Origin of the sequence: Halorussus marinus (assembly GCF_004765795.1) — an archaeon.
Classification (GTDB): domain Archaea; phylum Halobacteriota; class Halobacteria; order Halobacteriales; family Haladaptataceae; genus Halorussus; species Halorussus marinus.
Genome location: NZ_SBIV01000009.1, coordinates 117,997 through 129,602 on the forward strand (window position 1 = coordinate 117,997; position 11,606 = coordinate 129,602).

Here is an 11,606-nt window from a genome sequence, read left to right on the forward strand (position 1 = left end):
ATGGACCTCAAACGCATCTCCCGCGGGCTCAAGGCGACGTTCGGCGCGCGAGTCATCTACATGGCCGCGAGCGGACTGTTGACGCTCGTTCTGACCCGGTTTCTCCTCTCTAACGAGCAGTACGGCCTGCTCGGCTCGGCGGTCGCGGTGCTCGGCGTCGCCCAGCTGTTCGGCGACCTCGGCATCGCCAAATCGGCCGCCAAGTACGTGACCGAGTACCGCGAGAAAGACCCCGGACAAGCGCCCCACGTCCTCCGGGCCGCGGTGGTCTTCCGACTCGCCGCGGCGGGGGTCGTCGCCGGCGCGTTCCTCGCGTTCGGCGGCCCCATCGCGTCGCTGGTCGGCCAGCCCGAGATCGAACCCCTGCTCGCGCTCGGGGCCGGCTACATCGTGGTCCACTCGCTTTTCACCTTCTCGCAGGTCGTCTTCCAGGGATACAACCGGGTGAGCTACAGCGCGCTCGTTCAGGCGACCGGCGCGGCCGCCCGGCTCGTGCTCGCGGTCGCGGGGGTCGTCCTCGTCGGCGGCGCGGTCGGCGCCATGGCCGGCTACGTCGCGGGGTACGGGCTCGCGGCCGCGCTCGGGCTCGGGCTCCTGTACGCCAAGTGTTACCGGGGCGTCGAGGCCACCGCCGACCCCGAGCCCGGACTCGTCGGTCGGATGCTCCGGTACAGCGTGCCCCTGACCGCGACCCGAGGCGCGAACGTCCTCGACAAGCGGGTCGACACCATCCTGGTCGGATACTTCATGACGCCGGTGGCGGTCGGCTACTACTACCTCGCCAAACAGATCGTCGGGTTCGTCCAGACCCCGGCGGCGTCGCTCGGATTTACGCTCTCGCCGACCTACGGCGAGGAGAAGGCCAACGGCGACACCGACCGGGCGGCCCGACTCTACGAGACCGCCCTCGAACACACGCTTTTGTTCTACGTGCCGGCCGCGGCCGGCATCGTGCTGGTCGCCGAGCCCGCGATCAGGCTGGTGTTCGGCGAAAGCTACGTCGGAGCGGCGCCCGTGCTCCAGGTGTTCTCTGGGTACGTCGTCCTCCAGGCGGTCGCGTTCATCACCAGCGACGCGCTCGATTTCCTCGGGCGGGCCCGGTCGCGGGCCTACGCGAAGGGGCTGACCTCGGTCGGGAACTTCCTGCTCAACCTCGTTCTCATCCCGGCGTACGGCGTCGCGGGCGCGGCGGCCGCGACGGTCGTGACGTTCGCGGGCTACACCGCGGTCAACGTCTGGGTCATCCACAGCGAGCTGTCGCTGTCGGTCGGCCGGCTCGTCCGCCACCTCGCGGCGACCGTCGGGGTCGCGGCCGCGATGTCGGTCGCGGTGGCGCTCGTGTTGACCGCCACGACGGGCGCGTTCGCGGTGGTCGCCGCGATCGCACTCGGAGTCGCGGTCTGGGCGGGGCTGTCGGTCGCCGGCGGGCTGGTCGATCCCGGACGGGTCACCGCCATCCTCTCGTGAGTCGACCGAGCCCCACACCGCCCGAGCCGACGGTCGGGTCGGCGGTACGCCCCGCGTAAATCCCCGCAGAACGCGCGTACGGCCCCGAAGACGGGCCATAACAAAGGCCGACCCGCCCCTCGGTTGCGGCGAGCGGCGGGTTCGACGCCCGCAGTACACAACTATGTCCATGGAAACCTCTGATCCGAACCGAGCGTTCGTGCTCGGCCTCGACGGCGTCCCGTGGTCGCTCGTCGAGGGATGGGTCGACGACGGCGAGCTACCGAACTTCGGCCGCCTCCTCGCGGAGGGCGCGGCCGGACCGCTCGAGAGCACGATGCCCCCGACCACGGCGCTCGCGTGGCCCACCATCGCCACCGGGACGTGGGCCGACAAGCACGGCGTCTACTCCTTCCGGGAGGTCCAGTCTGACTACACCAACCGGATGAACACGAGCAACGACGTCTCGCGGCCCGAGCTCTGGGATCTCCTCGCGCCCGCGGTGGTCGCGAACGTCCCGATGACCTACCCCGCCGACGACGTCGACGGGCGAGTCGTCACCGGGATGATGACCCCCGAGATCGGCGAGGGGTTCACACAGCCGCCCGCGCTGGCCGAGGAGATCGCCGACCGGATCCCCGACTACGACGTCGGACTGTCGTGGGAGGAGTACCGCGACGACACCGAGGGGTTTCGGGCCGACCTCGACGAGCTGGTCGAAGCCCGCCGGGCGCTGTTGGACCTGCTGATGGAGACCGACGACTGGCGGCTGTTTTTCTTCGTGTTCACCGCGCCCGACCGGCTCCAGCACCTCGTCTGGGACGAGGAGGTGCTCCTCGATCACTACCGCGACCTCGACGACGCGCTCGGGGACGTCCTCGACTACGTCGCCGACCGCGACGCGAACCTCTACGTGGTCTCGGACCACGGCTTCGGGCCGGTCGACACCTACGTCCACACCAACACGTTCCTCGAACGCGAGGGGTATCTCACCCGGAAGGGCGGGTCTGGCCGGGGCACGCTCGAACGCCTCGGGCTCACCAAAGACCGGATCAGGGGCGCTATCTCCTCGGTCGGCATCGACGAGCGGGCGCTGTACGACCACCTCCCCGACGCGCTGGTCGACTCGCTCGCCTCTCAAGTCCCGGGAACCCACGAGCTCTACGACGTCGAGTTCTCCGAGACGGTCGCGTTCACCCACGGCGCGGGCAACTTATTCGTCAACGACACCGAGCGCTTCGAGGAGGGCGTGGTCGCGCCCGACGATATCCCGGCGGTCAAAGCCGAGATCCGATCCCGGCTCGAAGGCCTCACCGATCCCAAGACCGACGAGCCGGTGTTGAACGTCTACGACGGCGACGACGTGTTCGAGACCGACCCCGAGAGCCCCGACCTCGTGGTTCGGGCCGACGAAGATGCGGGGTATCTGGTCGGCAACTCGCTGACCGACGAGGTGTTCCGCGAGAGTCGGATGGCCGCCAGCCACCGGGCCGAGGGCGTCTTCTTCGCGTGGGGCCCCTCTATCGAGGCCGGCGCGCGCCCCGACGGCGCCACGGTCGCCGACGTTGCCCCGACCGTGCTCCACGGCGTCGGCGAACCGGTGCCGGCGGACGCCGACGGCCGGGTGCTCGCGGAGATCTTCGACGCCGACGCGGCCGCCGGGCGAACTCGCCCGAGCGAGCGCGACTACGCCGACCGAGAGAGCGCCCAAGCGGTCGAGGCCGACTTCGAGGACGTGGAGTCCCGACTCAAAGGCCTCGGCTATATGGAGTAAGAGCGCGGAGTCAGACCCATGCCCGAGGCCACAGCCCCGGACATCGACGTGTCGAACCGAACGGTGTTGATAACCGGCGGCGCGGGGTTCGTCGGAAGCCACCTCGCGGAAGCGCTGGTCGCCGACAACGAGGTGCGGGTGCTCGACGACCTCTCGGGGGGCTCGCCCGACAACGTCCCCGCGGGCGCCGAACTGATCGAGGGCGATATCCGGGACCCCGAGACCGTCGCCGACGCGATGGCGGGGGTCGATCTCGTCTTCCATCAGGCCGCGCTGGTCAGCGTCGAGCAGTCGATCGAGCGCCCGCAGGCCAGCCACCGGATCAACGTCGACGCCACGGTCGAACTCCTCGAACGCGCACGCCAGACGGACGCTCGGGTGGTGCTCGCCTCCTCGGCCGCGATCTACGGTCACCCCGAGTCGGTGCCGGTCGCCGAGAGCGATCCGAAAGAGCCGACCTCGCCGTACGGGATCGACAAGCTCTCGATCGACCACTACGCCCGGCGCTACCGGGACCTCTACGGGCTCGAAGCCGTCCCGCTCCGGTACTTTAACGTCTACGGGCCGCGCCAGAACCCCGAGTACAGCGCGGTCGTGAGCGTGTTCTTCCGGCAGGCCCGCGACGGCGGTCCGATCACGGTCGAAGGCGACGGCGAGCAGACCCGCGACTTCGTCCACGTCTCGGACGTGGTCCGGGCGAACCTGCTGGCGGCGACCACCGACCGCGTCGGCGAGCCGTTCAACGTCGGGACCGGCACCAGCGTCACCGTCAACGAGCTCGCCGAGACGGTGATCGAGGTGACCGGCTCGGACGCCGACATCGAACACGTCGACCCCAGACCCGGCGACATCCGCCACAGCGAGGCCGACGTCTCGGCGGCCCGCGAGGCGCTCGGCTACGAGCCGACCGTCTCGTTAGAGGATGGGCTCCGGGAGTTAGCCGAGGCCCAGGGCCTCAGATAGCCCGGTCGAGAGACCGATCGGACTCGGAGTCCTGAGTCGGCGTTCTCCGAGCCGAAAACCAGACCGCACCGCGAGAGACGCGTTCGCACGTTCCCCGACGTCGGTCACTTCTCGTTGATGGACTCGCTTGCGATGTTACGCCCGCGAGTCTTCAAACTCACTTCGCGCCGCTTGCGGACCTCCTCCAGCACGTCGACTTCGATGAGTCGCTCGAAGATGCTCTCGACCTCGTCGACGTCCATCCCGAGGAAGTCCGGGATCTCGAACGGCGATACCCCCGAGTACAGCGCCATCAGCACTTCTTTTTCGACTTCGTTCAGCTCGACGCCGCCCTCGTTCTTTCGCTCGCCCTTCCGGAGGAGCGACTCCAGGAGGGTTGCCCGCCGGGTGTCGCCCGAGATGTACGTCTGGACGCTGGTGTCGCCCTGCGTGTGTTCGACTTCGAGGACGGTCCGCTGTTGGCCCTTGACCGTTCGGGCCGCCCGGTCGACGCCGCCGATGTCGTCGAGTTCGATGCCGACGAACGTCCCGCTCGCGATGGCGACGTTGACCATCTCTTCGGTGATCTTGATGCGGGCTTTCTCCCACTCGGTGTCCTGGACGACGCCCCCTTCGACCGCGGGGTGTTTCGTCAGGATCATCTCCTGGTTGAGGAGCGCGCCGTAGAAGTCGGTCTCGAACTCGTCGATGTCGGTGTTGGGCCCGAGCAACACGACGTTATCGCCGAACTCCACGCTCAGGTAGTCCGAGACGCTCGCGACCGCCTGATTCACGTCGTAGCGCCCCTTCAGGCCGTCGACCTCCGAGAGGGGAATCGTTCGCTTGCCACCGTTGCCGGCCAGCACCAGTCGCTTGTTCGACAGCAGGATGCGGCCGCTGGTCCAGTCGGGGTCGTTCAGCTTGCGGCCCTTCTTGACCACTTGCAGGAACTTCCCCTGCGTGTCGGATATCTTGTACTCGCCTTCGCTCATGCGTTATCTCCGGGCTCGCGGCGTCTCGCCTGCCGGCGGGGCGCCGCGATTCGTCGCGGATCGTCGGTTCCGGTGGCGCGATTCGATCATGCGGGTGGCCGAACGGGCTCAGTCGCCATCGCGCATCGCGTCCACGCGGGTCGAGAGCTCCTCGATGGCGTCTGTCTGTGCCTCGGTCGCCGCGACGATGTCGTCGGTCGCCGACTCGACGTCGTTGGTCTGATCGCGCACCGAATCGACCGTCGCCATCACCTGCTCGACGTTGGCCGCCTGCTCGTCGTTGGCCTCCGCGACCTCGGTCACGCCGGAGGCGGCCTCCTCGACCGCGTCGGCGATCTCTTCGAGCGCGACCAGCGCGTCTTCGATCTCGTTGCCGGCGTGCTTGACCTGCTCGTTCGACTCCTCGACGGCGACCACAGTCTCGTTGGCCTGCGACTGGATCTCCTCGATCCGGCCGGCGATCTCCTCGGTGTGCTCGCGGGTCTCGTTGGCCAACTGCTTGACCTCGTCGGCGACGACTTCGAATCCCGAACCGGCCTCGCCCGCGCGGGCGGCCTCGATGTTGGCATTGAGCGCGAGGAGGTTGGTCTGGTCGGCGACCTCCGCGATCACCTCGACGACGTCCTCGATCTCGTTCATCTGGGATTCGAGTTCGGTCACCGTCTCGACGAGGCTCTCGCTCATCTCGATGACCTCGTCGGTCGCCTCCCGGGCACCCTGACTCGATTCGAGCCCGCTGTCCGCCGAGGCCTTCGCCTGCTCGGCCGCCGACGCCACCTGATCGGAGCTCGCGGCGACCTCCTGCATGCTCGCCGAGAAGTTCTCCATCTCGGTCGCGACCTCCGACAGCTGGTCGGTCTGCTCGTCGACCCGATCGTCGATGACCCGGGCGGCCTCGGCCGCGTTCTCGACCTCGGTCGCGAGGTCGTCGGCTTTCTGCCCGACGTGCTCGGCCGACGTCTCGAACCGCTCGGCCATCGCGTTGACCTGATCGACGACTTCGATCAGCGAGTCATCGACCACGCCGTACTCGTCCTCGAACGAGGCTCTCGCCGAGAGCTCCCCGGCCTCCATCGCCGAGAGAGTCCCGCCGAGCTCCTCGACCAGCGAGGCGATCCCTCGCTGGCGGCGTGCGTCCTCGGTGCGGTCGCGCACGGTTTCGACCACCGCGACGAGTTCGTCGCCCTCGTACAGCGGCATCGCGGAGAACTCGATCTCGCGGTGCTCGCCGTCACGGTCGGTCATCGTCCCCTCGTCGCGATAGAGCGTCCGCTCGCCGCCGGCCCGTTCGACATCGAACTCCGTGTGGGCCGACTCCGGCGCCGCCGCGACCTTGTCGGCCAGCGTCTTGACCCGACGGCCGTCGGGGTAGAACGCCTCGCTGACCTGCTCCATCCCGAGCGCCTCCTCGGCGGAACGGCCGGTCAGCTCCTCGAGCGCCGTGTTCCACGCCGCGACCTCGTCGCGTTCGACGTCGAGCATGAACACCGGAACGCCGATCCCGTCGAGGAGTTCGTCGTCGTCGACGTTGAGTTCGTCGGCTGGCTCGGCCCCACCAGTCGCCGCCCCCGCGTCGCTCGCCGTCCTCGCGCCGTACGCCTCGAGACCGCGCTCCATATCCTCGAACGTCGCCGACAGCGCCGACCGGAGCTCCGATTCGGCGTGCTGGATCTCGGCGGCGACCGCTTCGTTGTCGGCCCCGAGTCGGTGTTCGAGCCGCTCGAACGCCTCCTCGACGAGCGTCGAGACGCTCGCCTCGTACGTGGCCGCGAACGCGGCCGCCGGAGCCCCCGCCTCGACGTGGCGCCGCCCCAGTTCGGTCGCGTCTTCGATTACGCCGCCGGGGTCCTCGACCGTTCGGCCGAGGTGAGTCGCTTGGGACTGCTGGAGGGCCTCGTCGGTTTCCGTTCCACGATAGGCGTCCGCGAGATCGGCCGGGGCGATACGCTCGGTGTCGGAGACCGACACCGCGGACGTCTGCGTTCCCCCGTCGAAGGTGACATCGTGCTGTCGATCGGCGGGATTGCTATCCCGACTGAATCTTGTTAAAATTTTTACGAGCCTGTCCCTGACCATCTTTGGCGGAAAGAGACACCAAATGGATATAAAGCTTTACGCAAATTTCACACGCGATAACCCCGTTCGGCCGCGCGACTCGACGGAGTATCACGTCCCTGTCAAGCCGTTCGATGTCGGTCGATCGATCCCGGGCTGACTCGTCCGGCGACGGCGAGCGAATCAGGCCCTCCCGCCGAGTTTCGAGAGCGCCGAGAACGCCCGCTTTCGGACCTGCTCGTCGTCGGTGTCGTCGATCAAGCTGTCGAGTCTGTCGCGCGAGCGCTCGCCGCCCACCTTCCCGAGCGTGAACGCCGCCTTCGCCCGGGCGTCCGCGCCGGCCTCGGGATCGTCGAGCAGGTCGAGCAGGGCGTCTTCGGCGGCTTCGCCGCCGACGTTCGCGATGCTCGTGGCCGCGAACTGGGCGGTCATGCCGTCGTCGTCACCCAGAACCGACACCAGCGCCTCGACCGCGGCCTCCCTGTTCGCCTCGCCCGTGACGCGCCCGAGGAGCCACGCCGCGTTCCGGCGCTGGTGGGCCTGGGTCCCCTGTTCGAGGATGTCGATCAGCGACTCGACGACGCTCCGGTGGTCGTTGGCGCTCAGCTTCTCGACCATTCGCTGGCGGAGCTGGTGGCTCTGCTGGCCGGGGGCGTTCGAGAGGAGTTCGATGAGCGAGAACACCGCCGCCCGGCGGACCGCCTCGACGTCGTCGGACAGCAGCGAGACGAGCGCGTCGAGCGGTTTGGCGCTCCCGAAGTTCCCCAGCGAGTTGGCGGCGATCCGCCGGACGGTCTCGCTGTCGTCGTCGAGCAGGTCGAGCAGCGCGTCGAGGGCCTCCTCGGTCCCGATGCGCCCGAGCGAGTCGGCCGCCTCCCGTCGAACGTCGACGGTCTCGTCGCCGAGGGCCTTCCGAAGCGCCGAAACCGCCCGTGGGTCTCCGATCCGTCCGATCGCCCGTGCCGCCCGGGCTCGGACCCGCGTGTCGGGGTCGCCGAGTCGCCCGATGAGCGCTTTCGTCCCCGCGCGGTTACCCAGCCGCCCCAGCGCGTTTGCGGCCGCCATCCGGAGTTCGGGCTGGTCGGCCGACAGTAGATCCACGAGCGCTTCGGCCCGCGCCCACTCGGCGCCATCGGTGGGCACCTCCTCGTCGGAGAGTGCGCCGATGAGCCGCTCGACCGCGTGGCGCTGGTCGAGCGCGTCGATCGCCGCCGCTCGGACCCCATCGCTGTCGTCCCCTTCGACGGCCTTCACGAGCGCGTCCTCGACGACCTGCTCGTTGCCGTCTATGTCGCCGAGGATCTCGGCCGCGCGCCGACGGACCGCCTCGTTGTTGCTGTTTTTCAGCAGCGAGACGATCTCGTCGGTCTCCCCCGTTTTCTCCAGTTCGAACAGCGAAGTCACGACTAATCACTCCGAGCGGGGCGAGAAAAAACGTGGTGGTAATCGGTCGGAAACGGGAAGATCCCGAATCAGACGCTCACAGCGCTCTCCTGAGAGAGCGACTGCGGGATGGTTGCGCGGTAGACGGTGACTACATTAGCTCCTCGACTGGCGTTTTCATTCAGGTGTTTGACGCGTCCTCTGACAGTTGTAGTAGTGCACGAATAATTCATACACATCAATACCGTATTCTTCAGCCTTGTATTCGACGTGTCATTGAAATTTCCGGAACGCCCACGGCTGGAACTTCGAACCATTCGAGATGTGCTCGCGGATGTGCGTCAGGTTCTCGAACGCAACTGCCGTGCAGTCGTTCTCCACGGCTTCTTGCACAATTGCCTTCGATACGCGATGGAAGTACGTCCCGTCACGCTTGTGGAGTGTTGCCTCGGTTTTCTCCCAGTCATCCGTTAAATACTCCGCAAACGGCGTTCCTTAGTTGTTTTCCGACGTGACGAACTCGGCGGTCACGCGGTCGCCAACGGTGGCGAGAGTAACGTGGTTGTCGTTGTACGTGATGAGGTGCTCGTTGTACACAACGACATCCTCTCGAAACTCGGGCCTGCTTGCTTTCTTTCCATCTTCGAGGATGCGGTCTTTGCAGGTATCGAAGGCGTCGGCAGCGAGGTTGCGGGCAGATTGAACGAGACTGGTTTGCTCTCGAACGTCCGCGTAACTCTGTTCGTGGAGCGTGTTCTTCGTGTCTTTGATTTCCGTGGGGTCGTCGTTCCATCCCGTCAGCGACGTATTGGGCCGCTTGACGGAATTGCTCGAACGTCTCATCAAGAACGCTGGACTTCCTCGGAAGCGTCGGGCTTTAGCTGGCTGTTCCTGACGATATCTATACCCCTTTAGTATGGGCAGAGGACTTGCAATTTTATTCAATTATTATACTATATATGACAAATAGGTAGCCGACGGTCGTGATGAGATAGTTGACCGACAGGAGCGTCCGAGTGTTCTGGAAGTCGGTGAGGAAGGCGCTCACCGTGGTTCCGATCGCGGCCGCGACGATCAGGCTGAACCCGACCGAGAGGTGAAACATCGCCTGCCGGGAGGTCCGGTTGTACGCCCGGACCGAGAGCCCGACCATCGAGAGCCCGGCGAGCGTGAGGGTGAGACTGAACGCGACGTACAGCAGTTCTATCGTTTCCATGGGTGATCGTGCTGAGAGGCCGGAGTCGGAGCCGATGCAGTCAGTTGGGCGGTCATTCCGCTTTGAGGTCCCGCCAGACGTCGGCGAGCGAGTTCTCCTCATCGGGTCGATCCTCGGCCTCGACGTCGATCTGTCGCTCCTCGAACGAGACCTCGAGCGTGTCGATATTCCGGCGGTACACCTTCGTTCGGCGGCCCTCCTCCGAGAACTCCCGGCCGGACAGTTCGAGCAGTTCGGCCTCGGTGAGCTCCTCGATGCGACGGTAACTGGTCGCGATCGGGATCTCGAGCTCGTCGCTCAGCTCCTGGGCCGACTTGGGCTCGTTAGTGGCTCTGAGTATCTCGGCGTTGTACTTGTTGCCGAGCACCCGAAGGAGTTCCACGGCCTCCATCAGTTCCGGTTTCCTAAGCGGGGGTTAAAAAGATACCGTAGCAGACCAGTCAGCGGGGGCGCAGTGTCGGCGTCGGAACTGATAAGTTACCCCCGCGGATGACACCAACTATGTCCCAAACAGTGGGCGACGTGCAAGTCCTCGAATTCCGGCTCGAGGACCGAAAATACTGCATCGACATCGCGCACGTCGACGAGATCGTGGACAAAGACGAACTGACACCGCTTCCGAACTCCGATCCTCGTGTCGAAGGCGTGATGGATCTCCGCGGGACGACGACGACCATCATCAACCCGAAGAAGGTGCTCGACTTAGAGGAGTCCGAGACCGGCAATCGCATCATCGTCCTCGAAACCGACGACGAGGACTCGGAGGTCGGGTGGCTCATCGACGCCGTGAATCAGGTCGTCAGCCTCGACGACGAGACGGTCGACGAGAGCGTCGACAGCGACTCGGTCAAGGGGATCGTCCGCCAGGACGACGGGTTCGTCGTCTGGGTCAAGCCCGAAGAGATCAACGGATAGGGTCACCGATCGGAAACGTCGGTCACCGATCGCGAGTGAGGGTCTCGCCGGGCGCGGTGGTGGCGCCGGCCGACAGCTTCACCCCGGCGTTCAGGCTGGTGTTGATCGCGGTCTTGGCCCCGTCGCCAGCCACCACCCCGAACTTCCGGCGCCCCGTCGACACCCGCTCGCCTTTCACCGTGAACTCGACCGCCTCCCCGTCGTGACGCAGGTTCGCCACGTTCGTCCCCGCCCCGAAGTTCACGTCCCGCCCCAGCACGCTGTCGCCGACGTAGCTCAGGTGCGCGACGTGCGTCCCCCGACCCACCACGCTGTTTTTGAGCTCGACCCCGTGCCCGATCTCGGCGTCCTCGCCGATCAAGGTCGCCCCGCGAACGTACGCGTTCGGACCGACGCTCGCCCCGCTTCGGATCAACGCCGGCCCCTCGATCACGACCCCGGCGTCGACCCTCGCGCCCGCCTCGACCACCACGTCTCCCCGGAGGTCGGCGTCCTCGTGGACCTCGCCCCGGAGCTCGCGGTCGAGCTCGCCCAGTTTCCACTCGTTGGCCGCGAGCAGTTCCCACGGCCGGCCCACGTCGAGCCACCGATCGAGTTCGACGTACCCCACCTCGTACTCGTCGACCACTCGCGCGAGCACGTCGGTGAGTTCGTGTTCGCCGCGCTCGCTCGCGGAGACGTCGAGCCACGCGGTCGCTTCCGCGGGGAACGCGTACGCGCCGGCGTTCGCCAGCGTCGTCGGCGGATCCGTGGGCTTTTCGACCACGTCGGTGACGAGCCCGTCGCGGGTCGAGAGCACGCCGTAGTTCGACGGGTCGTCGACCCGAACTGCGCCGATGGTCGGACCGTCGGCGAACAGCGCGTCGACGGCGCCGGGATCGTA

Annotated in this window: 11 protein-coding genes; 4 read left to right on the forward strand and 7 right to left on the reverse strand. The window is 66.8% G+C overall.

Going from position 1 to position 11,606, the window contains the following annotated elements; all coding sequences use genetic code 11:
• From EPY72_RS16620 to EPY72_RS16630, 3 genes are all read left to right on the forward strand, one after another.
• Nucleotides 1–1,467, forward strand: coding sequence for an oligosaccharide flippase family protein (locus tag EPY72_RS16620; RefSeq protein ID WP_135807145.1), 1,467 nt, complete (start codon nt 1–3; stop codon nt 1,465–1,467).
• Nucleotides 1,468–1,630: 163 nt separating this feature from the next.
• A complete protein-coding gene (locus EPY72_RS16625) occupies nt 1,631–3,220 on the forward strand; it encodes an alkaline phosphatase family protein (protein WP_134672103.1) in 1,590 nt (529 codons plus the stop codon).
• Nucleotides 3,221–3,238: 18 nt separating this feature from the next.
• On the forward strand, nt 3,239–4,183 hold the full coding sequence (locus EPY72_RS16630; protein WP_135807146.1) for an NAD-dependent epimerase/dehydratase family protein: 945 nt from the start codon (nt 3,239–3,241) through the stop codon (nt 4,181–4,183).
• A gap of 104 nt (nt 4,184–4,287) precedes the next feature.
• Here EPY72_RS16630 and EPY72_RS16635 read toward each other — a convergent pair whose 3' ends face one another.
• The 6 genes from EPY72_RS16635 to EPY72_RS16660 all read right to left on the reverse strand — a co-directional run bounded on the left by EPY72_RS16635 (nt 4,288) and on the right by EPY72_RS16660 (nt 10,199).
• The gene (locus tag EPY72_RS16635) at nt 4,288–5,154 is read right to left on the reverse strand and encodes a CheF family chemotaxis protein (RefSeq protein ID WP_134672101.1); all 867 of its coding nucleotides are present in this window, start codon (nt 5,152–5,154) and stop codon (nt 4,288–4,290) included.
• A 108-nt stretch (nt 5,155–5,262) separates the two neighbouring features.
• The gene (locus tag EPY72_RS16640; RefSeq protein WP_244605611.1) at nt 5,263–7,122 is read right to left on the reverse strand and encodes a methyl-accepting chemotaxis protein; all 1,860 of its coding nucleotides are present in this window, start codon (nt 7,120–7,122) and stop codon (nt 5,263–5,265) included.
• A 270-nt stretch (nt 7,123–7,392) separates the two neighbouring features.
• The gene (locus tag EPY72_RS16645; RefSeq protein ID WP_135807148.1) at nt 7,393–8,613 is read right to left on the reverse strand and encodes a HEAT repeat domain-containing protein; all 1,221 of its coding nucleotides are present in this window, start codon (nt 8,611–8,613) and stop codon (nt 7,393–7,395) included.
• 474 nt (nt 8,614–9,087) lie between these two features.
• Entirely contained in the window at nt 9,088–9,435 is a 348-nt protein-coding gene (locus EPY72_RS19715; RefSeq protein WP_210423559.1) for a hypothetical protein, read from the reverse strand.
• A gap of 94 nt (nt 9,436–9,529) precedes the next feature.
• Complete coding sequence (locus EPY72_RS16655) at nt 9,530–9,808, reverse strand: DUF7521 family protein (protein ID WP_135807149.1); 279 nt, start codon at nt 9,806–9,808, stop codon at nt 9,530–9,532.
• Nucleotides 9,809–9,860: 52 nt separating this feature from the next.
• Complete coding sequence (locus tag EPY72_RS16660) at nt 9,861–10,199, reverse strand: helix-turn-helix domain-containing protein (protein ID WP_168216061.1); 339 nt, start codon at nt 10,197–10,199, stop codon at nt 9,861–9,863.
• A 110-nt stretch (nt 10,200–10,309) separates the two neighbouring features.
• Between EPY72_RS16660 and EPY72_RS16665 the strand changes: the two genes are divergently transcribed.
• Nucleotides 10,310–10,723, forward strand: coding sequence for a chemotaxis protein CheW (locus EPY72_RS16665; RefSeq protein WP_134672096.1), 414 nt, complete (start codon nt 10,310–10,312; stop codon nt 10,721–10,723).
• Between the two features lie 22 nt (nt 10,724–10,745).
• Here EPY72_RS16665 and glmU read toward each other — a convergent pair.
• On the reverse strand, nt 10,746–11,606 hold an 861-nt coding region (gene glmU / locus EPY72_RS16670), incomplete at its 5' end, for a bifunctional sugar-1-phosphate nucleotidylyltransferase/acetyltransferase (RefSeq protein WP_135807150.1).

Coding starts and splice junctions, on each gene's coding strand:
- EPY72_RS16620 (WP_135807145.1), top strand. CDS start 1: ATGGACCTCAAACGCATCTCCCGCGGGCTCAAGGCGACGTTCGGCGCG.
- EPY72_RS16625 (WP_134672103.1), top strand. CDS start 1,631: ATGTCCATGGAAACCTCTGATCCGAACCGAGCGTTCGTGCTCGGCCTC.
- EPY72_RS16630 (WP_135807146.1), top strand. CDS start 3,239: ATGCCCGAGGCCACAGCCCCGGACATCGACGTGTCGAACCGAACGGTG.
- EPY72_RS16635 (WP_134672101.1), bottom strand. CDS start 5,154: ATGAGCGAAGGCGAGTACAAGATATCCGACACGCAGGGGAAGTTCCTG.
- EPY72_RS19715 (WP_210423559.1), bottom strand. CDS start 9,435: ATGAGACGTTCGAGCAATTCCGTCAAGCGGCCCAATACGTCGCTGACG.
- EPY72_RS16655 (WP_135807149.1), bottom strand. CDS start 9,808: ATGGAAACGATAGAACTGCTGTACGTCGCGTTCAGTCTCACCCTCACG.
- EPY72_RS16660 (WP_168216061.1), bottom strand. CDS start 10,199: ATGGAGGCCGTGGAACTCCTTCGGGTGCTCGGCAACAAGTACAACGCC.
- EPY72_RS16665 (WP_134672096.1), top strand. CDS start 10,310: ATGTCCCAAACAGTGGGCGACGTGCAAGTCCTCGAATTCCGGCTCGAG.